This is a genomic window from Pseudarthrobacter siccitolerans (genome assembly GCF_030823375.1).
Taxonomy (GTDB): Bacteria; Actinomycetota; Actinomycetes; order Actinomycetales; family Micrococcaceae; genus Arthrobacter; species Arthrobacter siccitolerans_A.
Window position 1 is genome coordinate 4405178 of the sequence record NZ_JAUSXB010000001.1, and the last position, 25239, is coordinate 4430416.

21 protein-coding genes and 1 pseudogene are annotated in these 25239 nt (G+C 66.7%); 16 read left to right on the forward strand and 6 right to left on the reverse strand.

Translation table 11 applies throughout. From position 1 onward, the window contains the following. The first annotated feature begins 102 nt into the window (after window positions 1-102). Window positions 103-552 (forward strand): (deoxy)nucleoside triphosphate pyrophosphohydrolase, encoded by a 450-nt coding sequence (locus QFZ36_RS20450; protein ID WP_306638998.1) that lies wholly within the window; start codon window positions 103-105, stop codon window positions 550-552. Between the two features lie 192 nt (window positions 553-744). Here the strand turns inward: QFZ36_RS20450 and QFZ36_RS20455 are convergent, their stop codons facing one another. From QFZ36_RS20455 to QFZ36_RS20465, 3 genes are all read right to left on the reverse strand, one after another. After that, window positions 745-1845 (reverse strand): Rv2578c family radical SAM protein, encoded by a 1101-nt coding sequence (locus QFZ36_RS20455; protein ID WP_306639000.1) that lies wholly within the window; start codon window positions 1843-1845, stop codon window positions 745-747. Window positions 1846-1933: 88 nt separating this feature from the next. Next, window positions 1934-2656 carry an SIMPL domain-containing protein gene (locus QFZ36_RS20460; protein ID WP_306639002.1) on the reverse strand — a complete coding sequence of 241 codons (723 nt, stop codon included), beginning with the start codon at window positions 2654-2656 and terminating at the stop codon, window positions 1934-1936. 3 nt (window positions 2657-2659) lie between these two features. Then, window positions 2660-3163 carry a hypothetical protein gene (locus QFZ36_RS20465; protein WP_306639004.1) on the reverse strand — a complete coding sequence of 168 codons (504 nt, stop codon included), beginning with the start codon at window positions 3161-3163 and terminating at the stop codon, window positions 2660-2662. A gap of 208 nt (window positions 3164-3371) precedes the next feature. Here QFZ36_RS20465 and pheS point away from each other — a divergent pair, with 208 nt between their 5' ends. Next, complete coding sequence (gene pheS, locus QFZ36_RS20470; RefSeq protein ID WP_306639006.1) at window positions 3372-4433, forward strand: phenylalanine--tRNA ligase subunit alpha; 1062 nt, start codon at window positions 3372-3374, stop codon at window positions 4431-4433. Between the two features lie 2 nt (window positions 4434-4435). Beyond that, on the forward strand, window positions 4436-6979 hold the full coding sequence (gene pheT / locus QFZ36_RS20475) for a phenylalanine--tRNA ligase subunit beta (RefSeq protein ID WP_306639008.1): 2544 nt from the start codon (window positions 4436-4438) through the stop codon (window positions 6977-6979). A 96-nt stretch (window positions 6980-7075) separates the two neighbouring features. On the opposite strand, the pseudogene QFZ36_RS20480 reads toward pheT, so the two are convergent. Beyond that, window positions 7076-8042, reverse strand: a pseudogene (locus tag QFZ36_RS20480) (quinone oxidoreductase family protein). A gap of 139 nt (window positions 8043-8181) precedes the next feature. Here QFZ36_RS20480 and argC point away from each other — a divergent pair. The 10 genes from argC (at window position 8182) to QFZ36_RS20530 (ending at window position 18392) form a co-directional block, all read left to right on the forward strand. Further along, window positions 8182-9213, forward strand: coding sequence for an N-acetyl-gamma-glutamyl-phosphate reductase (gene argC / locus QFZ36_RS20485; RefSeq protein WP_306639009.1), 1032 nt, complete (start codon window positions 8182-8184; stop codon window positions 9211-9213). Then, window positions 9210-10376 (forward strand): bifunctional glutamate N-acetyltransferase/amino-acid acetyltransferase ArgJ, encoded by a 1167-nt coding sequence (gene argJ / locus QFZ36_RS20490; protein WP_306639010.1) that lies wholly within the window; start codon window positions 9210-9212, stop codon window positions 10374-10376. The genes argC and argJ overlap by 4 nt, the downstream gene beginning before the upstream one ends. A gap of 44 nt (window positions 10377-10420) precedes the next feature. Next, window positions 10421-11380 (forward strand): acetylglutamate kinase, encoded by a 960-nt coding sequence (argB, locus tag QFZ36_RS20495; RefSeq protein WP_306639011.1) that lies wholly within the window; start codon window positions 10421-10423, stop codon window positions 11378-11380. Next, window positions 11377-12654: an acetylornithine transaminase gene (locus QFZ36_RS20500; RefSeq protein WP_306639012.1), complete on the forward strand. Its 1278-nt coding sequence runs from the start codon at window positions 11377-11379 to the stop codon at window positions 12652-12654. Before argB ends, QFZ36_RS20500 begins: the two co-directional genes overlap by 4 nt. Then, entirely contained in the window at window positions 12651-13661 is a 1011-nt protein-coding gene (gene argF, locus QFZ36_RS20505; protein ID WP_306639014.1) for an ornithine carbamoyltransferase, read from the forward strand. Before QFZ36_RS20500 ends, argF begins: the two co-directional genes overlap by 4 nt. Next, the gene (locus QFZ36_RS20510) at window positions 13661-14191 is read left to right on the forward strand and encodes an arginine repressor (RefSeq protein WP_306639016.1); all 531 of its coding nucleotides are present in this window, start codon (window positions 13661-13663) and stop codon (window positions 14189-14191) included. Before argF ends, QFZ36_RS20510 begins: the two co-directional genes overlap by 1 nt. A 46-nt stretch (window positions 14192-14237) precedes the next feature. Next, window positions 14238-15443 carry an argininosuccinate synthase gene (locus QFZ36_RS20515; RefSeq protein ID WP_306639017.1) on the forward strand — a complete coding sequence of 402 codons (1206 nt, stop codon included), beginning with the start codon at window positions 14238-14240 and terminating at the stop codon, window positions 15441-15443. A gap of 27 nt (window positions 15444-15470) precedes the next feature. Then, a complete protein-coding gene (argH, locus tag QFZ36_RS20520; protein ID WP_306639295.1) occupies window positions 15471-16934 on the forward strand; it encodes an argininosuccinate lyase in 1464 nt (487 codons plus the stop codon). A gap of 149 nt (window positions 16935-17083) precedes the next feature. Next, complete coding sequence (locus QFZ36_RS20525; protein ID WP_306639019.1) at window positions 17084-17620, forward strand: pyridoxine/pyridoxamine 5'-phosphate oxidase; 537 nt, start codon at window positions 17084-17086, stop codon at window positions 17618-17620. Between the two features lie 10 nt (window positions 17621-17630). Beyond that, window positions 17631-18392 (forward strand): maleylpyruvate isomerase family mycothiol-dependent enzyme, encoded by a 762-nt coding sequence (locus QFZ36_RS20530; protein WP_306639020.1) that lies wholly within the window; start codon window positions 17631-17633, stop codon window positions 18390-18392. A gap of 42 nt (window positions 18393-18434) precedes the next feature. Here QFZ36_RS20530 and QFZ36_RS20535 read toward each other — a convergent pair whose 3' ends face one another. Further along, complete coding sequence (locus tag QFZ36_RS20535; RefSeq protein WP_306639022.1) at window positions 18435-18929, reverse strand: methylated-DNA--[protein]-cysteine S-methyltransferase; 495 nt, start codon at window positions 18927-18929, stop codon at window positions 18435-18437. Further along, complete coding sequence (locus QFZ36_RS20540) at window positions 18926-20473, reverse strand: DNA-3-methyladenine glycosylase 2 family protein (RefSeq protein ID WP_306639024.1); 1548 nt, start codon at window positions 20471-20473, stop codon at window positions 18926-18928. The genes QFZ36_RS20535 and QFZ36_RS20540 overlap by 4 nt, the downstream gene beginning before the upstream one ends. 115 nt (window positions 20474-20588) lie before the next feature. Between QFZ36_RS20540 and QFZ36_RS20545 the strand changes: the two genes are divergently transcribed. The 3 genes from QFZ36_RS20545 to tyrS all read left to right on the forward strand — a co-directional run bounded on the left by QFZ36_RS20545 (window position 20589) and on the right by tyrS (window position 24934). Beyond that, complete coding sequence (locus QFZ36_RS20545; RefSeq protein ID WP_306639025.1) at window positions 20589-21251, forward strand: DNA-3-methyladenine glycosylase; 663 nt, start codon at window positions 20589-20591, stop codon at window positions 21249-21251. Between the two features lie 51 nt (window positions 21252-21302). Next, window positions 21303-23531, forward strand: coding sequence for a HelD family protein (locus QFZ36_RS20550; protein ID WP_306639027.1), 2229 nt, complete (start codon window positions 21303-21305; stop codon window positions 23529-23531). An 89-nt stretch (window positions 23532-23620) separates the two neighbouring features. Further along, entirely contained in the window at window positions 23621-24934 is a 1314-nt protein-coding gene (tyrS, locus tag QFZ36_RS20555; protein WP_306639029.1) for a tyrosine--tRNA ligase, read from the forward strand. Window positions 24935-25239 lie beyond the last annotated feature (305 nt).

The window sequence follows — 25239 nt, forward strand, 5'->3', positions numbered from 1 at the left end:
ATGAGGCCTGGACCACCGGGACAACCCCCGGTTCGGCGCAGGTATTCCCGGAAACGGAAGTGAGCGCCCGGGCCTTCCCATTGTCCCTCATAGAATGGGGCGGTGACTGGACTGATACAGGTGGTGGGCGGAGCCGTAGTGGACAGCCTTGCGCAACCTTCCATGCTGCTCGTGGCGCGCCGCAGTGCCCCCGAGAAGCTGGCCGGCCTCTGGGAGTTCCCGGGCGGTAAAGTGGAGCCGGGCGAGGGACCGGAGGCGGCGTTGTGCCGTGAGCTGGGCGAAGAGCTGGGAATCGAGGTGCGCCTCGGCGCTGAGCTTCCGGCGCATTCCCCCCATGGCTGGCCTCTGAATGACCGGGCCAGTATGCGCGTCTGGTTCGCAGAGATCCTGGAGGGTGAGCCGGAGCCCCTCGAGGACCATGACGAACTGCGGTGGGTGTCATTGGCTGATCGGGACGAGGTGCTTGGCCTGCCTTGGATTCCCGCCGACTTCCCGATCGTTCGGGAATTGTTGGCCGCGCTCAGCGTGCCGGCGGCGTGCGGGCGCCCGTAAAATCCCACTTCTGGAAACTGCACTCCTGGGACCGTGCCCCTGAACCTGTACTGCCGGGACCTGCGCTGGCCTGAACCTGTACTGCCGGGACCTGCGCTGGCCTGAACCTGTACTGCCGGGACCTTTGCTGCCGTGAACCTGTACCGCCGGGACCTGCCCTTCCCAGGCCTGACCTGACCTGCCCTGCCCTGCCTAGAAGAGGGTCGCTTGCGTTGCCGGCGTTGCACTGGCGGCGGCCCCTGCGGGTATGGTGGCCGGAATAATGCCTGCGGGGTACTCCGCTTCCTCGCCGCGGGGATCGTCCAGATCGCGGTGGCTGAAGCCCGACGAATCAGAGAAACCGTACCGGGCTTTGAAGTAGCGGACTCTGCCGGCCAGCCATGCCCGGTATTCCTTGGAGGCGTAGGAGCCGGCATAGAGCCGGCGATAACGGCCCGCGAGCTCAGGATGATTGGCTGCCACCCACTTCATGAACCACTCCCTGGTGCCGCCAGGCTTCAGGTACAGTGCGCCGGCAGTCACGCCGGTGGCCCCAGCAGAAGCAAGGGACGCAAAAAGGGAGTCGAGTGCTTCGTCGCTGTCCGTGAGCCAGGGCAGGATGGGCATGGCCATGACTCCGCAGGGGAGGCCGGCGTCGCGAAGCCGTGAGACCAGCTTGAGCCGTGCCCGGGGTCCCGGAGTGCCGGGCTCGATGGCTTCCGATAATGCTTCGTCAGTCATGGCGAGCGAGATGCCGATGCCTACCGGCACTTGGGTAGCAGCACTTTTCAACAGCGGAATGTCCCTGGCCAGCAAGGTTCCTTTGGTGAGGATGGACAGGGGAGTGCCGGACTCGGCCAGGGCGTTGATGATCCCGGGCATCAGTCGGTAGCGCCCTTCGGCGCGCTGGTACGGATCCGTGTTGGTGCCGAGGGCTACCTGGTGCCGGCCCCAGGATGGCTTGGCCAGCTCTTTCCGGAGGACCTCCGCCGCGTTGACCTTCACCACCACCTGGCTGTCAAAGTCCCGCCCGGCGTCGAAATCGAGATACGTGTGGGTTTTCCTGGCGAAGCAGTAGACACAGGCGTGGCTGCACCCGCGGTAAGGGTTGATGGTCCATTCAAACGGCATGCGCGAGCCTGCGGGAACTTTGTTGAGCACCGATTTGGCGGTGACCTCATGAAAGGTGATGCCCGCAAATTCCGGTGTGGTGACCGACCGGACCAGCCCCGCCAGGGGAAGGAGTGCAGGAGCGGCATCACCGGCGGCTGTATTTGCCGGCGGCTGCATCAGTGCTTGGGCGTCCCATCTCATGGGTTCCATTCGAATATACGTTCGAACTTAAGTCAAGCAGCTGGCAGTGCTCCGAGCGGGCCTCCGACCGCACCAATGAGACGCAAACTCAAGCTTCAAGCTCCCAAACCACCCTGATGGCCACACTCACTGAGGTTTCCCCGGCTTCCACCGAGAGCGCTTCCACTGAGACGGCGCGCTGCATCCGGGGGAGCGGGACCGGAGGTTGGGGCGCCACGGTGTCCGTGATGGACAGGACCCGGCCCAGGCGGCCGGAGGCGAGGCGGGCAAACTGCTGGGCCGAGCTAAGTGCGTCCAGCCATGCGGCTTCCCGCGCACGTGCCCGGACCTCGGCGTCGTCCGTAAAGGTCAGTTCAAGGCCATTAAGCCGGACGTCATTTCCGCCGGCCTGCACAGCGTCGGATATCACTGCCGAGGCAGAACCCGGGGCCCGCAGCCTGACGGTGAGGGTACTGGCCGCGACGTATCCGGTGACACTCTGGCCTTCGCCCTCCCGCCAGACGAGGTCTGCCCGGACGTTCAGTCCGGTGGTTCGGATGTCCCCGCCGGCGACGCCATGCCGCCGAAACGTTGACGCCACGGTGTCTGAACTGCTCCCGGCCCGGGACCATGCCGCCTCGACCGATTCGGCGCGGCATTCCACCCCGATGGACACCACCATCAGGTCAGGGGCAGCTTCCGCCGCCCCGGTTCCGGTGACGCTGACAGTCCCGGCGGCCCCGCCGTCGAACTGAGGGCCGTCCTGCCCCACGACGCTGCCCCCTTCACCGGGCCTGCTCGGGTCAGTGAATCCCTCAGCTTCCGTTGGCATGGGTCACGCCTCCATTCCGGAAGGGCCGGCCATCCCGGGCAGGTGGCGGCGCCGGGGACGGGGCGGGCTGTTGCGCAGCGGGTACCCGCCGGCCGCGAGCCCCGCGTGCCGTTCGAAGATGTTGCCGGTCCCCGGATTGCCGGTGCGAAGCACCGACCACCCGGCGGCTGCCAGGTACAGCGGAATGAAGGGCAGTCCCAGGCACCAGGCGTACTGGCTGCAGTGCCTTTCCTCGTGTCCCAGGAGCGCGGGCCGTGACAGCAGGTCTTCGGCTGTGCTGCGGCACAGCATCACATTGCCCAGGGTGTAGGCGTGCGCAAACGGCACCCGCCACCGGTAGCCACCGGCCATGATGAGCCCCCGGGGACCCCGGCGGAGCTCCGTCCGCGCAAGTCCTGCCACGGCGAGGCCCAGGAGGGTGCTGCCGTTCGCAGCGTTCGCGGCCAGCCGCAGCACCTGCGGAACTGTCAGGGGCCCCCGAAGCGCCCATGGCTCCCGTGGTGTCATGAGGCCATGCTAGCCGGACGTTCAATTAGACTGGAGGGCAGTGGCCGCCGGATTTTCCGGTATGCCCTGACCTGGTCATTGAATGAACCGATATTTGCACGTGAATTAGGGTCATTCATCCATGACCTGCCAGTGACGGACGAGCCGCCGGGAAACCGCGCAGGCTGCCTGTTCACCGGCAGCCACGACTCGTAGCTAAGAACAGTAGATGACTGAAACTTTGCCGGGCGCCGCCATCCCGAACCCTACGGATGAAGCCGCCATTACTGCCGCTGTAGACCAGGCCATCGCCGCCATCGCCGGCGCGGCCACCCTTGATGAGCTGAAGGCGGTGAGGCTCGCGCACACTGGTGAAAAGTCGCCGCTGAGCCTCGCCAACCGTGAAATCGGCAAGCTGGCCAAGGACCAAAAGGCCGTCGCTGGAAAGCTCATGGGCGCCTCCCGCGGGCGGGTAAACAAGGCGCTCGCGGACCGCACGGCAGAGCTGGAAGCCGAAAACGACGCCCGGATCCTGCTGGAAGAGACGGTTGACGTCACCGCCGCCCCCCGCCGGCGTCGTGCCGGTGCCCGGCACCCGCTGTCCACTCTGCAGGACCGCGTGGCGGACATCTTTGTTGGCATGGGCTGGGAAATCGCCGAGGGTCCCGAAGTGGAATCCGAATGGTTCAACTTCGATGCCCTGAACTTCAAGCCGGACCACCCGGCCCGCGAAATGCAGGACACCTTCTTTGTGGAGCCCCCCGAGGCCCACCTCGTGATGCGCACGCACACGTCTCCGGTGCAGGTCCGCTCCATGCTGGAACGCGAGCTTCCCATTTACGTGTTGTGCCCTGGCAAGGTGTTCCGCACCGATGAGCTGGACGCCACGCACACGCCGGTGTTCCACCAGTTCGAGGGCCTGGCTATCGACAAAAAGCTCAGTATGGCGGACCTCCGCGGCACCCTTGAGCACTTCGCGCGGCAGATGTTCGGCGACGAAGCCCAGATCCGGCTGCGTCCCAACTACTTCCCGTTCACCGAGCCGTCCGCCGAGCTCGATATCTTCCACCCAGGCGCCAAGGGCGGACCGCGCTGGATCGAGTGGGGCGGCTGCGGCATGGTCAACCCCAACGTTCTCCGCGCCGCGGGCATCGACCCGGACGTCTACTCAGGTTTTGCCTTCGGCATGGGCATCGAGCGGACCCTGATGTTCCGCAACGAGGTCGGCGACATGCGCGACATGATCGAAGGCGATGTACGTTTCAGCGAGCACTTCGGGATGGAGATCTAACAGTGCGTATCCCTATTTCCTGGCTGCGTGAATTCGCGGAGGTACCGGCCGGAGCAACGGCCGAAGACGTAATGGCCGAACTGGTGAAGGTCGGCTTTGAAGAAGAGGACGTGCACCGTCCCACGGACACCCTGAAGGGTCCCGTCGTGGTGGGCCAGGTCCTGAGCCTGGTCAAGGAACCGCAGACCAACGGCAAAACCATCAACTGGTGCCAGGTCCGCGTTGTCCCCGAAGGGCAGGAGCAGACGCTCACCGGCGAGGGCATCGACCCGTCCGGCGTGCAGGGCATTATCTGCGGCGCCCACAACTTCGTGGAAGGCGACAAGGTGGTGGTCACCCTGCCGGGCGCCGTGCTGCCCGGAGACTTCCACATCTCTGCCCGCAAGACCTACGGCCACCTCTCGGCGGGCATGATCGCCTCCGTCCGCGAACTGGGCATCGGCGACGACCACGACGGCATCCTGGTGCTCTCCCGCATCGGCCTGGACCCGGAAATCGGCACCGATGCCATGGAGCTGCTGGGCCTGTACGACGAAGCCGCCGAAATCAATGTCACCCCGGACCGCGGCTACGCCTTCTCCCTCCGTGGCGTGGCACGCGAGTACGCGCACGCCACTGGTACCACGTTCACCGATCCGGCGTCGCGCGTCAGCGCCCCCGCGGAACTCTCCGGCGGCTACGGCGTCAAGCTCAACGATGACGCCCCCATCTACGGCAAGCCGGGCTGCGACCGGTTCGTGGCCAGGACGGTCCGTGGGGTGGACGCCACCAGGCCCACCCCGCCATGGATGACCTCCAGGCTCCGCCTGGCCGGTATCCGTTCCATCTCCCTGCCGGTGGATATCTCCAACTACGTGATGCTGGAACTTGGCCAGCCCACGCACTGCTACGACCTGGACAAGCTGTCCGGGGAGATCGTGGTGCGCCGCTCCGCGGCCGGCGAAAAGATCACCACCCTGGATGACAAGGAGCGCAGCCTCGACCCCGAGGACCTGCTGATCACCGATGATTCCGGCGCCATCGGCATCGCCGGCGTCATGGGCGGGGCAGCCACCGAGGTGGGGGACACAACTTCCAACATCCTGGTGGAATCCGCGCACTTCGACGAGGTGTCCATCGGCCGGTCCCGCCGCCGCCACAAGCTGCCGTCGGAGGCGTCCAAGCGCTTCGAGCGCGGCGTCGACTGGCAGGTGGCCGGCATCGCCGCCCAGCGCGTGGTGGACCTCCTCGTGGAACTCGCCGGCGGCACGGCAGACGAGGCGGGAACCGACGTCGGAACCGCCCCGGACTCCGTGACGATTCACCTTCCGGCAGGCTTCGCCGCTGCCCGGATCGGCATCGATTTCACCGAAGAGCAGATCGTCACGTCCCTCGAGGACCTGGGCGCGGCCGTGGTGAAGAACGACGCCGGCTGGAGCGTCACTGCCCCCAGCTGGCGCCACGACCTGGAGACCAAGGAGGACCTCTCCGAGGAGGTCGCGCGCCTGGTGGGCTATGACAAGATCCCCGCCACGCTTCCCGTGGCCCCTCCAGGCCGCGGCCTCACGCGCGTGCAGCAGCAGCGCCGCCGCCTGATCCAGGCCCTGGCTGATGCGGGCCTCACCGAGGTCCTGGCCTACCCGTTCGTCTCCAAGGCGGCGAATGACACCTTCGGCACTGCTGAAGAAGGCACACTTCGAAGCGCCGTCAAGCTGGCCAACCCGATCAGTGAGGAGCAGGGATTCCTGCGCACCTCCATCCTGCCGGGGCTCATCGAGGTGGCCAAGCGGAACCATTCCCGCGGCTTCCGCGACCTCGCCCTCTTCGAGGCGGGCCTGGTGTTCCTGCCCGCCGAAGAGATGGGTACCGCGTCAATCCCGCCGCTGGGCGCCAAGCCCGCCGATGAGGTGCTGGATGCACTGTACGACGGCGTCCCCGCCCAGCCGTTCCACCTCGCCGTGGTCCTCACGGGACATGATTCACCGGCCGCCGCCGGGCACGCCCCGCGTGTGTGGGACTGGGCTGACGCTTTGGACATTGCCCGGCTCGCCGGCGACGTCCTGGGCGTGGAGCTGGTGGTCAGCCAGGGCAGCCACCAGGCATTCCACCCCGGCCGTACTGCCCGGTTGTCCCTCCGCACCGGCGAAGTGGTGGGCTACGCCGGTGAGCTGCACCCCAAACTGCTCGCAGCGTCGGACATGCCGGCCCGCTCGGTGGCCCTGGAGCTCAACGCCGACGCACTGTTTGACGCTGCGCCGGACGTCATTGTGGCACGCCACATCTCCACGTTCCCGGTGGCCACCCAGGACGTGGCGGTGGTAGTTCCTGCCAAGGTGCCGGCCGACGACGTACTGGCCGCACTCCGCGAAGGTGCCGGTGAGCTGCTGGAAGATGTTGCGCTCTTCGACGTCTACGCCGGCAAGGGGATCGAGGAAGGCAAAAAATCCCTGGCCTTCGGCCTCCGGTTCCGCGCCGATGACCGCACCCTGACCGCGGACGAAGCGTCGGCAGCCCGCGAAAGCGCCGTTGCCCTGGCCGCCGAGCGGTTTGGGGCAGTCCAGCGGTAGCCGGGAAGTAGACACGGTACAAACGGAAGGTCCCCACAGCCAGGATGAATTGATCCTGGCGGCGGGGATCTTTCCCGTTTGTCCAGCTACGGTGCCTTACGGAACCAGGACAACCTTGCCGGTGGTGCGCCGGCCTTCCAGGTCGCGGTGCGCCTGGGCGGCCTGCGACAGGGGGTAGCGGGCGCCGATCCGGACCTTGAGGCTGCCATCTGCAGCGGCGGCGAAAACCTCGTCCGAACGCCAGCGGCGTTCCGCCGCATCCCTCAGGTGGTGCGCAATGGTGGGTCTGGTCAGGAACAAGGATCCGCCGGAGTTCAGGCGTTGGGGATCCACGGGGCGGGACCGGTCCTGATGCCGCTCCGAAGAGCACCAGCATTCCACGGACGCGCAGTGCGGCAAGTGAGCCGTCAAAGGTGTCCTTTCCCACGCCGTCGTAGACCACGTCGGCGCCGGTGCCGCCGGTAATGTCCCTGACCCGTTCGGCGAAACCCTCGTACCGCAGCACGTGGTCCGCGCCGGCGTCCAGCGCCAACTCTTCCTTTTCGTCACTGGAAACGGTGGTGATGACTTCCGCGCCCCTGGCTTTGAGCATCTGGGTCAGGAGCAGTCCTACACCGCCGGCGCCCGCGTGCAGCAGCACGGTATGCCCTGGCTCCACCTTGAAGGTTGAGTTCATCAGGAAGTGCGCCGTGATGCCCTGCAGGGAGAGCGCGGCGGCGGTGAAGTCATCGATCCCGGGGGGTACGGGCAGCGCGGCGTCCTCGTCCACCAGCGCATAATCGGCGTAACAGTTGATGCCCTCGGCTGTGGCGATCCTGTCGCCGATGGCGAACCCGGTAACTCCGTCGCCCACCGCTTCCACCGTGCCGGCGGCTTCTGATCCGGGGGTGAAGGGATACGGGACCTTGTAAGTGCCGCTGCGCTTATAGGTGTCAATGAAGTTCACTCCCGCTGCGGCCACCTTGACCAGCAACTGGCCCGGACCCGGAACCGGCCGGTCCACGTCCGCATACTCAAGGACTTCCGGGCCGCCTGCCTGGCGTGCGACGATGGCATGCGTCATGGCTCTCCTTCCCCGGGCCCGGCCTTTCCAGCCCCGGCTGCCGGAACCATCCTAAAGACTCTTCAAGCTAAGCCCGCGTTATCAACCCACGATGCATAAATATCGGTACTAGTGAATAATTTTGCTGTAAGGTGGACCCATGACTATTTCTGTTGCAGTCTCAGGCGCCAGCGGCTATGCCGGCGGAGAGGTGCTCCGCCTCCTGGCGGGCCACCCGGATGTGACCATCGGGGCAATCACAGCGCACAGCAACGCCGGCTCACGACTGGGCGAGCTGCAGCCCCACCTGCACGGGCTGTCCAGCCGCATCCTGGAGGACACCACGGTGGAGAACCTCTCCGGCCACGACGTTGTCTTCCTCGCACTGCCGCACGGTGCCTCTGCCGAAATTGCGGCCCAGCTTCCGGAGGGGACAGTGGTGATCGACGCCGGCGCCGACCACCGCCTGGAGGACCCGGCGGCCTGGGAAAAATTCTATGGCTCAGCCCACGCCGGCACCTGGCCCTACGGCCTGCCGGAACTGCCCGGCCAGCGTGAAGCCCTCAAGGGCGCCAGCCGCATCGCCGTGCCCGGCTGCTACCCGACGTCGGCCCTGCTGGCCCTGACGCCAGGGTTCGCCGCCCACCTCCTCGAGCCCGACGACGTCGTGATTGTTTCCGCGTCCGGCACCTCGGGCGCGGGCAAGGCAGCGAAAGTGAACCTGATCGGCTCCGAGGTGATGGGATCCATGAGCCCCTACGGCGTGGGCGGCGGACACCGGCACACCCCAGAGATCGAACAGGGCCTGTCGAATGCGGCAGGGGAGCAGGTGACGGTCTCCTTCACACCCACCCTCGCACCGATGAGCCGCGGGATCCTCACCACCGCCACCGCCAGGGTCAAGCCGGATACCACTGCTGAACAGCTGCGCCAGGCGTGGACCGAGGCGTACGACGACGAACCCTTTGTGCACGTCCTGCCCGAAGGTCAGTGGCCCGCCACCAAGTCCGTCCAGGGATCGAACCACGCTGCCATGCAGCTTGCCTTCGATGCGCACACCGGCCGGGTGATTGTCACCTGCGTGATCGACAACCTCACCAAAGGGACCGCCGGCGGCGCCGTCCAGTCCATGAATATCGCACTCGGCCTGGCAGAAACCGCCGGCCTTGACCTGCAGGGAGTAGCCCCGTGACAGTTACCGCACCCCGTGGATTCCGGGCCGCCGGCGTCACCGCCGGATTGAAAGCGTCGGGCAACCCGGACCTTGCTTTGGTGGTCAACGACGGCCCCGCGAAGGCTGCCGCCGCGGTGTTCACCAGCAACCGCGTGGCTGCGGCCCCGGTCCACTGGTCCCGACAGGTGGTATCGGACGGCCGCGTGGACGCCGTCATCCTCAACTCCGGCGGTGCCAACGCCTGCACGGGGCCCACCGGCTTCCAGAACACCCACAGTACGGCCGAAAAAGTGGCCGAAGTGCTGGGTATTTCGGCCACGGATGTTTTTGTCTGCTCCACCGGGCTGATCGGTGAGCAGTTGCCCATGGACAAGATCCTTCCCGGCGTGGAGGCGGCCGCTGCTGCCCTCAGCACCGACGGCGGACCCGACGCGGCCACCGCCATCATGACCACCGACTCAGTGCCCAAGTCCGCGCTGTTCATCGGCACCGACGCGGACGGCCAGGAATTCAGCATCGGTGGAATCGCCAAGGGTGCCGGCATGCTCGCACCGGGCCTGGCCACCATGCTGGTGGTCCTCACCACGGACGCCCTGGTGGAGGCGGAGATGCTCGACGTCGTCCTCCGCGACGCCACGCGCGTCACCTTCGACCGGGCCGACTCGGACGGCTGCATGTCCACCAATGACACTGTGGTCCTGCTGGCCTCCGGCGCCTCCGGCGCGGTGCCGTCCGCCGAAGCCTTCGGCTCGGGCCTCACCCAGGTATGCGCCGAGCTCGCACGGAAGCTGATCGGCGACGCAGAAGGTGCCAGCCACGACATCGCCATCCGCACCTTCAACGCCGCCAGCGAGGCCGACGCCGTAACCGTCAGCCGCTCCGTGGCCCGCTCCAACCTCTTCAAGGCCGCCATCTTCGGCAAAGACCCGAACTGGGGACGTGTGCTTTCCGCCGTCGGCACCACGGACGCCGTTTTCGAACCTGACCAGCTCAACGTCTCCATGAACGGTATCCAGATCTGCCGCAACGGCAGCATCGGCGACGACCGGGCCCTCGTGGACCTGGAGCCGCGCGAAGTGCTGGTGGAGATCGACCTGCAGGCGGGCGACGCCGAGGCCACCATCTGGACAAACGACCTCACCCACGACTACGTGCACGAGAACAGCGCCTACTCCAGCTAGGAGCCCCCGCGCACCCGGCAAGAACCGTTGCGGAAAGTGACAGCATGAACACCCAGACGCGTGAAACCACCAGCATGTCCGATGCCCAGGACAAGGCCGGAACCCTGATTGAGGCCCTGCCCTGGATCCAGCGGTTCGCCGGCACCATCATGGTGATCAAGTACGGCGGCAACGCCATGGTCAACGACGATCTCCGCCGCGCCTTCGCCGAGGACATCGTGTTCCTCCATCACGTAGGCATCCATCCGGTGGTAGTCCACGGCGGCGGCCCACAGATCAACTCCATGCTCGGCCGGCTCGGCATCGAGTCCGAATTCAAGGGCGGCCTCCGCGTCACCACCCCTGAAGCCATGGATGTGGTCCGGATGGTCCTCACCGGCCAGGTGGGACGCGAACTGGTGGGACTGATCAATTCCCACGGCCCCTATGCTGTGGGCATGTCCGGGGAAGACGGCGGCCTGCTGCGCGCAGTCCGGACGGGAACCGTGGTGGACGGCGAAGAAGTGGACCTCGGGCTGGTCGGCGAGGTGGTGGGAGTCGACCCCGCCGGCATCGTGGACATCCTCGAGGCCGGCCGGATCCCGGTAATCTCGACGGTTGCCCCCGAGATTGTGGACGGCGGAGACGGCGTGCCCGGCACGGCGCGCTTCCAGCCCACCGGCCAGGTCCTCAACGTCAATGCGGACACCGCGGCGGCAGCCGTCGCCTCGGCGCTGGGCGCCTCCAAGCTGGTCATCCTGACTGACGTCGAGGGCCTGTATGCCAACTGGCCGGACAAGTCCTCGCTGATCTCCTCGCTGACCGCCTCGGAGCTTCGGGACATGCTGCCGAGGCTCGAATCGGGCATGATCCCCAAGATGGCGGCCTGCCTCAAGGCCATTGATGAGGGTGTGGAACGCGCGCATATTGTGGACGGGCGCCTGCCCCACTCCATGCTTCTTGAAACATTTACGACGGCGGGCATCGGCACCCAGGTAGTCCCGGACGAGGAGATCAACGCATGAACAGCACGGAGAATCTCGACAAGCTCGATCACCGGAGCCCGGTGACAGAACTGGTGGAGACCACGGGCCACGCCGGCTCCGAATGGCTGGCCCGCTACTCCACGTCCTTGATGGGCGTGTTCGGCACTCCGCAGCGCGTCCTGGTCCGCGGTGCCGGCTGCCTTGTCTGGGATGCTGACGGGAAGGAATACCTGGACCTGCTGGGCGGCATCGCCGTCAACGCGCTGGGCCATGCCAACCCGTTCGTCACGTCGGTCATCTCCAGCCAGCTTGCAACACTGGGCCACGTGTCCAACTTCTTCACCAGCCCCACCCAGATTGCGCTGGCCGAAAAGCTCCTGGCCCTCACCCATGCCCCGGCCGGTTCCAAGGTGTTCTTCACCAACTCCGGCACGGAGGCCAATGAGGCTGCCTTCAAGCTCGCCCGGCGCAATGGTGATCCTGCCGGCACAGGGCCACGGACCAAAATCATCGCGCTTGAAGGTGCCTTCCACGGCCGGACCATGGGTGCGCTGGCGCTGACAGCCAAGGAAGCCTACCGCGCCCCGTTCGAGCCCCTGCCCGGCGGCGTGGTGCACATCCCGTTCGGCGACATCGAAGCCCTCGAAGCCGCAGTGGACGAAACCGTGGCAGCAGTCTTCCTCGAGCCCATTCAGGGTGAAGCAGGGGTCCGTCCCCTCCCTGCCGGCTACTTGCGCGCAGCACGGGAACTCACCACCAAAGCCGGCGCCCTGCTGATCCTCGACGAGGTGCAGACCGGCATCGGACGGACCGGCAAATGGCTCGCCAGCGAAGATGCGGGCATCGTTCCGGATGCAGTCACCCTGGCAAAGGGCCTAGGCGGCGGCTTCCCGATCGGTGCGCTGATCACCTTTGGTGACGCGACGTCGTCGTTGTTGAGCGCAGGACAGCACGGCACCACGTTCGGCGGAAACCCCGTGGCCACGGCGGCTGCCCTGGCCACCCTGCACGCCATCGAAAGCCAGGATGTCCTGGCCAACGTAGCTGCCGTGGGGGAACACCTGCGCGCCGCGCTCGCAGCCATTCCGGGCGTTACGGAAGTCCGGGGCGAGGGCCTGCTGATCGGCTTCGACCTGGACGCGGACGTGGCGCCGGCAGTAGTGCAGGCAGGTCTTGACGCCGGCTTCATCGTCAACGCCCCCGGGCCCCGAACCATCCGCCTGGCTCCACCGCTGGTCCTCACCACAGCACAGGCAGACTCATTCCTCGCAGCCTTCCCGGTCATCCTCCAGACAGCTAAGGACGCCCAGTGACAACAGCCACCGGCACTACCCGGCACTTCCTCAAGGACACGGATCTCAGCCCGGCCGAACAGGCTGAGGTCCTGGAACTCGCCGCCCGCATGAAGGCAGATCCGTACAGCGTCCAGCCCTTCGCCGCAGGGGGCAGCGGCCGCAAGACCGTTGCCGTGATTTTCGACAAGACCTCCACCCGCACCCGGGTCTCGTTCGCCACGGGTATCGCCGACATGGGCGGCAATGCCCTGATCATCAACCCGGGCGAGGCGCAGATCGGCCACAAGGAATCCGTGGAGGACACAGCGAAAGTCCTGGAACGGATGGTCTCCACCATCGTGTGGCGGACCGGCGCGCACGCCGGCCTGGTGGCGATGGCGGACAACTCCAAGGTGCCGGTCATCAACGCCCTGTGCGATGACTACCACCCCTGCCAGCTGCTCGCGGACCTGCTGGCCGTGAAGGAGCACAAGGGCGAGCTCAAGGGCCTCACCATGAGCTACCTGGGGGACGCGGCCAACAACATGGCCAACTCCTACCTGCTGGCCGGCGTCACGGCGGGCATGCACGTCCGCATCGCCGGGCCCGAGGGCTACCTGCCCGCCGCAGATATCGTGGCCGCAGCGGAGGAACGCGCGGCCCAGACCGGCGGTTCTGTGCTGATCACCAGTGACGCCGTGGAGGCGCTGAAGGGTGCCGACGTCGTCGCAACCGACACATGGGTATCCATGGGCCAGGAAGCTGAGAAGGAAGCCCGGCTGCAGCTGTTCCGGGAGTTCTCCGTCGACGAGGCGGCCATGGCACACGCTGCGGAAGACGCCGTCGTGCTGCACTGCCTGCCCGCCTACCGAGGTTACGAAATCTCAGCCGGCGTCATTGACGGTCCGCAGTCCATCGTGTGGGATGAGGCCGAAAACCGGCTCCACGCCCAGAAGGCGCTGATGGCCTGGCTCATGCACCGGTCCGGCCTCGCCTTCGTTGACGGACTTTCGCCCGTAGAAGGCACCGGGGAGAGCACGTTCTAGTGTCCGCCCAACCGGCGTCGCCGGGCTCCAGCCCGGCCACCAAAACCGCCCGCCAGGCCCGCATCACCGCCATCCTGACGGGTGAATCGGTGCGTTCCCAGGCGGAGTTGGCGGCCCTGCTCGCGGACGACGGCGTGCAGGTCACCCAGGCCACCCTGTCCCGGGACCTGGTGGAACTCGGGGCTGTCCGCGTCCGCGGGAAAGAGGGTGTGCTGGTCTATGCAGTCCCAGGCGAGGGCGGCGAGCGGGCGGCGAAAAGCGGCGTGAGCCAGGAAATCCTGGATGCCCGGCTGGCCAGGCTGTGCAGCGAACTCCTGGTCACCGCCGAAGCATCGGCCAACATCGCCGTGCTCCGCACCCCGCCGGGCGCCGCTAATTTCCTGGCCCTGGCCATTGACCATTCGGTGATGCCGTCCATCCTGGGCACCATCGCCGGGGACGACACCGTACTGCTGGTGTCCCGGGACCCGAACGGCGGCCAGGACCTCGCCGCCAGGTTCCTGCAACTGGCCGAAGAAGCCGGGCAATAAGCTTGAAGACAACATCTACGAACCCCAATCACAAGGAGCATTTGAAGTGACTGAACGCATTGTGCTCGCCTACTCGGGCGGCCTGGACACCTCAGTAGCCATCGGCTGGATCGGCGAAGCCACCGGCGCCGAGGTCATCGCCGTAGCGGTCGACGTCGGACAGGGCGGCGAGTCCCTCGAGACCATCCGCCAGCGCGCCCTGGGCTGCGGCGCCGTCGAAGCCTACGTGGCCGACGCCTCCGACGAGTTCGCCAACGAATACGCGATGCCCACCCTGAAGGCCAACGCCCTCTACCAGGGCCACTACCCGCTGGTGTCGGCCATCTCCCGCCCGGTCATCGTCAAGCACCTGGTCAAGGCCGCCCGCGAGTTCGGCGCCACCACCGTTGCCCACGGCTGCACCGGCAAGGGCAACGACCAGGTCCGCTTCGAAGTGGGCATCCAGACCCTCGGCCCGGACCTGAAGTGCATCGCCCCCGTCCGCGACCTCGCCCTCACCCGCGACAAGGCCATCGCCTTCGCCGAGGAAAAGGGCCTGCCCATCGAGACCACCAAGAAGAACCCGTACTCCATCGACCAGAACGTCTGGGGCCGCGCCGTGGAAACCGGCTACCTCGAGGACATCTGGAACGCCCCCACGAAGGACATCTACGACTACACCGCCACCCCGGAGTTCCCGCCGGCACCGGACGAAGTCACCATCTCCTTCCAGGCCGGCATCCCGGTAGCGATCGACGGCGTCAAGGTCACCCCGCTGCAGGCCATCAAGGAACTCAACCGCCGCGCCGGCGCCCAGGGCGTGGGCCGGATCGACGTCGTCGAGGACCGCCTGGTGGGCATCAAGTCCCGCGAAATCTACGAAGCACCCGGTGCCATGGCGCTGATCACCGCCCACAAGCACCTCGAGGACATCACCATCGAGCGCGAGCAGGCCCGCTTCAAGGCCACCGTTGGCCAGCGCTGGGCCGAGCTGGTGTACGACGGCCAGTGGTTCTCCCCCCTCAAGCGCTCCCTGGACGCCTTCATCGAGGACACCCAGAAGTACGTCTCCGGTGACATCCGCATGGTGCTCCACGGCGGCCAGGCCATCGTCAACGGCCGCCGCTCGGACACCTCGCTCTACGACTTCGACCTCGCCACCTACGACACCGGCGACACCTTCGACCAGTCCATGGCCCGCGGCTTCATCGAGCTGTGGGGCATGTCCGCCAAGGTTGCCTCCGGCCGCGACATCCGCGTCGAAGGAAAGTAAAAACCGGTGGTTGAGCAAAAAGCTGAGATGGGCCCACGGGCGCAGGGGTCCCCGGCCGAGCGCAGCGAGGTTGGGGTGCGCTCGGGGACGAACACGGGCGCGCTGTGGGGCGGCCGGTTCGCCGGCGGCCCCGCCGATGCCCTGGCGGCGCTGAGCAAGTCCACACACTTCGACTGGCGGCTGGCGCGCTACGACATCGCCGGTTCCAAGGCGCACGCCCGTGTGCTGCACAAGGCCGGCCTGCTGGACGCCGCCGAGCTGGAGGGTATGCTTACGGCCCTCACCCGGCTGGATGAGGACGTAGCCTCGGGCGCGTATGTGCCGGCGGAGTCCGATGAGGACGTGCACGGTTCGCTGGAGCGCGGCCTGATCGAGCGTGCCGGAACGCAGCTGGGCGGCAAGCTCCGCGCCGGCCGGTCGCGCAACGACCAGGTGGCCACGTTGGGCCGGATGTTCCTGCGCGACCATGCCCGGATCATCGCCCGAGGCGTGCTGGCCACGGTGGATGCGCTGGTGGAGCAGGCCAAGGTGCACCACGGCGTGGCCATGCCGGGCCGGACCCACCTGCAGCACGCCCAGCCGGTATTGCTCAGCCACCATCTCCTGGCCCATGCCTGGGCGTTGCTGCGCGATGTGCAGCGCCTTCAGGACTGGGACAAGCGCGCCGGCATCTCGCCCTACGGTTCGGGTGCCCTGGCGGGCTCCTCCCTGGGACTGGACCCGGAAGCGGTGGCCGCGGACCTGGGTTTCTTCTCGGCGGCCCACAACTCGATCGACGGCACCGCATCCCGGGATGTCTTCGCCGAGTTCGCCTGGGTGTGTTCGATGATCGGCGTGGACCTTTCACGGATCTCCGAGGAAGTCATCCTCTGGGCCACCAAGGAGTTCTCCTTCGTGACGCTGCACGATTCCTACTCCACGGGATCGTCCATCATGCCGCAGAAGAAGAATCCGGATGTGGCGGAGCTGGCCCGGGGCAAGGCAGGGCGCCTGATTGGCAACCTGACCGGGCTCCTGGCCACGCTCAAGGGACTGCCGCTGGCGTACAACCGCGACCTGCAGGAGGACAAGGAGCCGGTGTTCGATGCTGCCGACACCCTCGAGCTCCTGCTTCCGGCCGTCTCCGGCATGATCGCCACCCTGACGTTCAACACCGAACGGATGGAGTCGCTGGCACCCCAGGGCTTTGCGCTGGCTACGGACATCGCCGAATGGCTGGTCCGTCAGGGCGTTCCGTTCCGCGAGGCGCATGAGCTGTCCGGCGCGGCCGTCAAGCAGGCGGAATCCCGCGGCGTGGAGCTGTGGGACCTGACGGATGAGGAGTATGCCGCCATCTCGGAGCACCTCACGCCGGAGGTCCGCACAGTCCTGTCCACGGAGGGCTCGCTCAACAGCCGCAACTCCCAGGGCGGAACGGCACCGGCCGCCGTCGAACGCCAGCTGGTTGCGCTGGAAGCCGAGCTCGCCGGCGTGCGGGAGTACGCAAAGTAACAGCCCAACGCTCTCTCAGTTGATGCCCCTTTTTGGCCAACGCTCTCTCGCTTTCCTTAGGAAAGTGAGAGAGCGATTCCGAAATTCGCGCGTTATCTGAGAGAGCGTTGCGGGTTAGTGGGGCGCGGACCCGCCGCTAGGGTGGAGCCATGAGCGACTCCTTCCGCAGGCAACTCCGGGCCCTTCCCGACTTCCCGGACTCCCTGCCAGGCTTTGACCCGGATACCGCCCCGGCAGATCCCGCGGAACTGTTCAGGCAATGGCTGGACGAGGCACAGGCCGCGGGGGAGCGCCAGCCGCACGCCTGCAGCCTCGCCACCGTGGACGGCCAGGGCCAGCCGTCCTCGCGGATGCTGATCCTGAAGAACATCGACGACGACGGCTGGCACTTCGCCACGTCCCGCACCTCACGCAAGGGCAGGGAACTCGGCGGCAACCCTCGTGCGGCCCTGAACTTCTACTGGCCGTCGCTGGGGCGGCAGGTCAGGGTAGCGGGGCCCGTGGTGGAGCTTTCCGCCGAGGCTTCAGCCCGCGACTGGGACGAGCGCCCGCGCTCCGACGGCAGCGATAACCCCAACTGGCAGCTCTACGCCGTCCAACCCGCCGAAATCGAGTTTTGGCAGGCAAGCCTCGACGGCCCCCACATCCGCCACCGCTTCGGCCCCGATGGCGTTATTCCCGGCTAGTATGAGCGCCATGACAGCTCCCGCACCTGACGTCCTGCTTGCCGGAATCCATAAAGCCGCCGACGACGTTGCCTCCGATGTTGCCAAGCTCGGCGATGAGGACGTGACGGCTCCCTCCGCGCTGCCCGGCTGGACGCGGGGCCACGTGCTGGCCCACCTGACCGGAATCTCCAACGCCATGGCCAGGCAGCTCGAGTACGCGGCCCGCGGCGAGACCATTGAGCTGTACGACGGAGGCATGCAAGGCCGGAACAGGGCCATCGACATGACTGCCGGGCACGACGCCGCCACCCACCTCACAGACCTGAAGGCAGCCCTGGACCGGGTGCTGCGGGCTTTCGATGTACTGCCCGGCGTCAAGGATTCTTCGGCCAACGGCACCGGCTGGTGGGCACCCATCAGTTATCGAGGGGGAGTGGTCCTGGATGGTGGGCTCGCCCTGTGGCGGGAACTCGTCATCCATGCCGCGGACCTGCTGACGGGCAGGGGACCGGAAACCTGGAGCCGGCCGTTCTGCGAGCACCTGTTCGATTTCCTCGCAGCCCGCGTACCGGCGGAGGACAAACTCGTGCTGCAGCCCCTCGGCCTTCCGCCAGTGAGCATCGGCGGGGGGAACCGGTCCACAGTGGTCAGCGGAATGATCACGGATATCGCGGCCTGGCTCGCCGGCCGCGAACCTACCCTTGGCAGCCTGCGCGCCTCCGCCGCGGCGGATGGTGTTGATCTGCCGGCCCTCCTGCCCTGGCCGGCCGGAACGCCTGCCCCCAAGTAACGGTCCGCCCCCGGCACCTTGCGAGAGATGGCAGCAGCGTGCTCAGGCGGCCTCGCGTGCCAGCAGGCTCTCCTTGATGGGCAGTCCCCAGCGGAAGCCGCCCAGCGAGCCGTCCGTCCGGATAACGCGGTGGCAGGGCACAAACAGGGCTGCAGCATTGAAGGCGCAGGCGCTGGCGGCGGCCCGCACAGCTTTGGGATTGCCCGCCAGCCCGGCGTACTCGGTATACGTGACAGGGGATCCCGGCCGGACCAGCCGCAGCACGTCCCAGGCGTGCGTACGGAAGGGCCCCGACATCTGGAGCACGGGCACACGCATCGCCGGTCCCGGATCCCCCGCATAGAACGCCTCCACGGCTGCAGAGACGCTGCCAAGGTCAGTGACCAGCTCAACGGCGGCCGGCCGCAGCGACGGATGAATTTGCCCGGTCAAGTCGCCGGGCTTGTCGGTCCACCCGCTCGAAAGGACCTGCCCGTCCCGGGCGAGGATGGTGAACGGGCCGTCCGGAGTGGACATCTGAAGCAACTGGGCCTTCATCGTTTCGCTTTCTCTGCTGTTCCGGTGCCTGCACCGGCAAGCTTCGTTGTGCCGCCCGGACGGGAGGCGGCTGCGGCCTGGGCTGCTGCCCGCCACAAATGCATGGTGGCGTACGAGCGCCAGGGGCTGACCTCGCGGAAGTCCGGGCTGGCGGTGCCGGCACCAATTCCGCCACCAGGCTCCGCATGCCCTGGCCGGTCGAGCGCCCTCATCCCGTTCCGCACCGCCGCGTCGTTGGCCAGGAAGACATCCGGGGCGCCGAGGACCCGCATGGCGAGGTAGCCCACCGTCCATGGTCCCACCCCCGCCAGCGGCAGCAGCTTCGCGCCGAGGCTGGCCAGGTCATCACCGTAGCCGAAATCCAGCCTGCCCTCAGCGAGTGCGGAGGCTGCCGCACGCAGGGCCTCCGCACGTTTCCTGGGTCCGCGAAGGAGGGCGTAGCCGTCAGCGGCAATGTCGGCCGCCGTGGGAAACATCCGCTCCAGGCCTTCGCCGGGGCTTTGGCTGGAACGCCCGACGGCGGCCAGTTGCGTGAGTGCCGTCCGCGCCGCAGCCACGGTGATCTGCTGTCCGACCATCGCCCGGACCAGCATCTCGCCGGGGTCCAGGGCCCCGGGCATCCTGACGCCGGGAGCGGCAGCCACCGAGGCTGAGAGTCGACTGTCCGCTGCCAGCGCGCCGTCGATGGCCACCGGATCGGCATCCAGGTCGAACAGCCTGCGGACGCGGCTCAGCAATGCCGGCAGGTCGCGAAGGTCCACTGCGCCGACGGTGAGGGTAAGCGGCCGTCCTTGGGCGCCGCCGTCGTACTCAATCCGAAAACGTGCGTCGCCCTGCGGCAGCCGCAGGGTACGCGCGTAGGACGTTGCTGATCCTGCTTCGATTCCGGGGATGGCGCGCACGGCCAGGAACGTGAAGATGCCGGAATCGAAGGGCTCGCGGTAGGGGAGGCTGAGGGTCAGGGCGGTGGATCCCGCGGGAACTTTTGGGTGCCGTGCGGCGCGGAGGGCGGTGGGCGTCATGTCGAAGACCTCCACCATGGTCTCGTTGAACTGCCGGACACTGCTGAAGCCGGCCGCGAAGGCGACGTCAGCCAGCTTCATGGACGTGGACACCAGCAGGGTCCGGGCCGTCTGGGCACGCCCGGCCCGAGCCAGCGACAGTGGACCGGCGCCAAGTTCCTGGCTGAGGATGCGGTTCAGCTGCCGCGAGGAATAGCCAAGGCGGGCGGCCAGGCCGTCCACGCCGTCCCTGTTGACCACTCCGTCGTTGATCAGGCGCATGGCCCGCCCGGCAATGTCCTGCCGGACGTTCCAGGCCGGGGTGCCGGGAACCGCCTCGGGGAGGCAGCGCTTGCAGGCCCGGTAGCCGGCGTCGTGCGCTGCGGCGGACGTTTCGTAAAAGGTGACGTTCGCGGCCTTGGGCGTCCTGGCCGGGCATGACGGGCGGCAATAGATGCCCGTGGTCCGGACGGCAGTGAAGAACTGCCCGTCGAACCGGGTGTCCCGGGCGTCTATTGCCCGGTAGCGCTGCCAGAAATCCATTCCTCCATCCTGCCAGCCGCGCACGGTAGGGGCTAGCGGAAATCGGACATGGCCGTGGTGGCGTTTTTTCTGCTTTGTGCAGGGTATTGCTGCTGGTTTTGGATAGAGTCTGGCCATGAGCAGAAGCCCCTCGCCGGACCGGGAACCGTTGCGGGAATTCCTGTCCGGAGATGCCCGCGAGCTGGGCCCGCTGCTGCTGGGGGCTGTCCTGAGCCACGATTCGAGGGAAGGGCGGGTGTCCGTCCGCCTCACCGAGGTGGAGGCCTACCTGGGTCCGGAGGATTCCCTTCATCCCGATCCCGGTTCACACACCTACCGGGGCCCCACTCCGCGCAATGCCCCCATGTTCGGTCCGGCGGGGCACTTGTACGTCTACTTCACCTACGGGATGCATCACTGCACGAACATCGTGTGTGGTCCGGAGGGGGTGGCCTCCGCCCTGCTGCTGCGTGCCGGGGAGATCGTGGAGGGTGCCGAGCTGGCCCGGCACCGCCGTCCCACCTCGAAAAATCCTGCCGACCTGGCCAGCGGCCCGGCCCGCCTCGCCAAAGCCCTGGGCCTGACCACCGCCTACAGCGGACGTGACGCGCTGGTGCCGCCGTTCGGGCTCACGCTTCCGGACCGCCCGGCCACGCAGGTCAGCTCCGGGCCCCGGGTTGGGGTCTCCGGCGCCGGTGGATCGGAGGATTACGCCTGGCGGTTCTGGCTCAGCGGCGATCCTACGGTTTCCAGGTACAAGGCAGCGAAGCCCAGGCCGGCCAGGCAACACTTGCGTTAGCGGAAATGGTTGTAGAATGGACGGTCTGTCTTTTGCGATAGGGGAACGTTAATGCTCGACGCCGATTTGGCCCACGAACGGGACTATGTTGCCGGGCTGTATGCCCGGCTGGAGGAGCTCCGCGAGGAAAAGCGCAAGCAGCTTGCGCAGGTCCGGCGGGCAGGGGCCGTGGGCACCATGCAGAACGTTTCCGAGCGTGATGCTTTCGCGGCTTTGTATGAGGACCGCCTGGCGCAGCTGGATGCGGTGGATGACCGGCTGGTGTTCGGCCGCCTGGACCTGGACTCCGGGGAAGCCCAGTACATCGGCCGCATCGGCCTCACCACCGAGGACCTGCAGCGGCTCATGGTGGACTGGCGCGCGCCCGAAGCCGGCCACTTCTACCAGGCCACAGCCTTCGACCGGCAGGGCGTCCGCCGCCGCCGCCACCTGATCCTGCAGGGCCGCGAAGTCAAAGCCATCGAGGATGATGTCCTCGACGCCGACATGCTGACGGACGACGAGTCCCTTCAGGGCGAAGGCGCCCTGCTCGCGGCCTTGAACTCCAAGCGCACCGGCCGGATGTCTGACATCGTCAGCACCATCCAGTCCGAACAGGACCGCATCATCCGGTCCTCCATCTCCGGTGCCGTGGTGGTCCAGGGCGGACCCGGCACGGGCAAGACCGCTGTGGCGCTGCACCGCGCCGCCTACCTGCTGTATACCCACCGGGACCGACTGAAGTCCGCCGGCGTGCTGCTGGTGGGCCCGTCGTCGTCGTTTATGAAGTACATCGAAAGGGTGCTGCCTTCGCTGGGCGAGACCGGCGTCGTGATGGCCAGCGTCGGCCGCCTGATGCCCGGCATCAACGCCGTTCCGGAACCTGATGCCGACGTCGCCGCCATCAAGGGACGCCTCGATATGGCTGCCATCGTGGCCAACGCCGTGGCCAACCGCCAGCGTATTCCCGCGGAGAACCGGATCCTGGAGGTGGACGGCCGCAGGCTGGTGCTGACCCCGCGCCAGGTCCGTCGTGCCCGTGAACGTGCCCGTTCCACTGGTAAGCCGCACAACGAGGCCCGCGTGACGTTCGTCAAGATCCTGCTGCGCGAACTGACGGAGCAGATGACCGAGCTGGTGGAAGCCGGGAACATCGGCAACAACGCGGACCGCTCCTACCTCGCCGAGGACGTCCGTACCGCCCGTGATGTGCGGATTGCCCTCAACCTGTGCTGGATGCCGATGACGCCCGAGAAGCTGATCTCGGAGCTGTTCAGCAAGCCGGCTGTGCTGGAGTTCTGCACTCCGCACCTGGCTCCGGCCGAGCGAGCCCTGCTGCTGCGGCCCGCTGACGCGCCCTGGACCGAGTCCGATGTCCCGCTGCTGGACGAAGCCGCCGAGCTCCTGGGCGAGTTGGACCCCGCAGCCGGCCGGGGCCTGGCGCAGCAGGAGCATGACCGCGCCCGGGATCTGGCCAACGCCAAGCAGACGCTGGTCAACATGGAGGCAGCCGGGGTTGATCCGCTGATGTCCGCCGAGGAACTGGCAGAGCAGAACCAGGAACAGGAAGCGCGGCTGACCGCAGCGGAGCGTGCCACGAGCGACCGCACGTGGGCCTTCGGGCACATTGTGGTGGATGAGGCGCAGGAACTTTCGCCCATGCAGTGGCGCCTGCTGGTCCGCCGCTGCCCGCTGAAGTCCTTCACCATAGTGGGGGACATCGCGCAGACGAGTTCCGTGGCCGGGGCGAATTCCTGGCAGGGTGCGCTCGCCCCGATGTTCGGGGACCGCTGGCAGCTGGAAGAACTGACCGTCAACTACCGCACCCCGTCCCAGATTGCCGAGGCAGCGGTCCGGATGGCCAACGCGGCGGGGCTTGTGGTTTCCGCGCCGAAGGCCGTGCGGGAAGGGCGCTGGTCGCCCGTCATTGATGAGGTGGAGCCGGGCCAGGTGGTCAGCCGCCTGCTGGAGGTCCTGCCGGAAGAACTGGGAGCGCTCGACGGCGGCCTGCTGGCAGTCATCGCCGACGGTCACCTTTTGCCGGAGGCCACCGCCGCCCTGCGCGCCGAGTATGGCCGCCGGATCGGCACCGGTGCCGGCAGCTACGAGCAGGACATCGTGGTGATCAGCCCCCGTGAAGCCAAAGGCCTGGAGTTCGACGGCGTAGTGGTGCTGGAGCCCGCCACGATGCTGAACCACGAGCATGGCAAGGTGGGGGACCTGTACGTTGCCATGACCCGCGCCACCCAGCGGCTCCGGCTGATTGCTGCCGAGCCCGTACCGGCCGGCATCAAGCGCTGACCCTTTCTGGCTGGTGTCCCGTTTCGGGGCGCGGGTGCCCGGGCCTTCGTCCGGCGCCCGCGCCCGGTAATACTGCTAACTTAGAAGGCGTGCCGGAAATCAACAGCCTCGAATCGCAACAGAACGACCCCACTTTTGCCAACGTCTGGCAGGAACTGAAGTGGCGTGGCCTGGTCCACGTCTCCACCGACGAAGCAGAGCTGGAAAAGCTCCTCGCCGGTGCACCGGTCACGTACTATTGCGGCTTCGATCCCACCGCACCGAGCCTCCACCTGGGCAACCTGGTCCAGCTGCTCGTGATGCGCCGGCTGCAGCTGGCCGGCCACATGCCCCTCGGGCTCGTGGGCGGTTCCACCGGCCTGATCGGCGACCCCCGCCCCACCGCCGAGCGCACCTTGAACACCAAGGACACCGTGGCCGAATGGGTGGGCTACCTGCAGGCGCAGGTCAGCCGGTTCCTCAGCTTCGAGGGCGGCAACGCTGCACGAATGGTCAACAACCTGGACTGGACAGCGCCGCTGAGCGCCATCGACTTCCTGCGTGAAGTAGGCAAGCACTTCCGCGTGGGCACCATGCTGCGCAAGGACGCCGTGGCTTCGCGGCTGAACTCCGACGAGGGCATCAGCTACACCGAGTTCAGCTACCAGATCCTTCAGGGCATGGATTACCTCCAGCTGTACCGGGACTACGGCTGCATGCTGCAGACCGGCGGGTCGGACCAGTGGGGCAACCTCACCAGTGGTACCGAGCTGATCCGCAAGGTGGAGGGCAAGAGCGTCCACGCCCTGGGAACCCCGTTGATCACCAACTCGGACGGTACTAAGTTCGGCAAGAGTGAAGGCAACGCCATCTGGCTCGACGCCGGCATGTGCAGCCCGTACGCCTTCTACCAGTTCTGGCTCAATACCGCCGATGCCGATGTTGTGGACAGGCTGAAAGTGTTCACCTTCCTGACCCGGTCCGAGATCGAAGACATCGCCAAGGCTGTGGCCGAGCGACCGTTTGCCCGTGAAGGCCAGCGGAAGCTTGCCTTCGAAGTCACGTCGCTGGTGCACGGAGTGGAGGCCACCGAAAAGGTCATCGCCGCTTCGGCGGCGCTGTTCGGCAACGGTGACCTGTCAGCGCTGGACAAGTCGACCCTGCAGGCGGCGACCTCAGAGCTTCCCTCCACCACTGTTCAGGTGGACGCGCTTGGGATCGTTGATCTGCTGGTTGCCTCCGGTCTTTCGGACAGCAAGTCTGCTGCCCGGCGCACGGTTGGTGAGGGCGGAGCCTATGTGAACAACGAGAAGGTGCTGGACCCTGAAGCTGTGATCCCGGAGTCCGAACTCCTGCATGGGCAGTACCTCCTCCTGCGCAGGGGCAAGAAGAACCTGGCCACAGTCGAAGTACTGGTTCCCTAGCCCAAAGAAACACACCTTGCACGCTCCTCCGCAGGCGATTTGCACGCCCGCGGAGGGGCGTGTATTGTTTTCTGAGTCGCCACCGCCGAGTGGTGACAAACCCCCAACAAATAAGAAGCAATTCTTGGCCGCGCAAAGCGTGGATTGAAGAAAATGCTTCGCTTTTTTGCTGGGCGGATTCATTCCACCGAGTGAATTCCGGGAAAATAACCGGATTTGCAAAGTGAAATTGAATGAAATAAGATTGAAACATCGCAGCGAAGAAATACTGAATAGAAATTCACTGAATGAATTGTTTCGGGAAT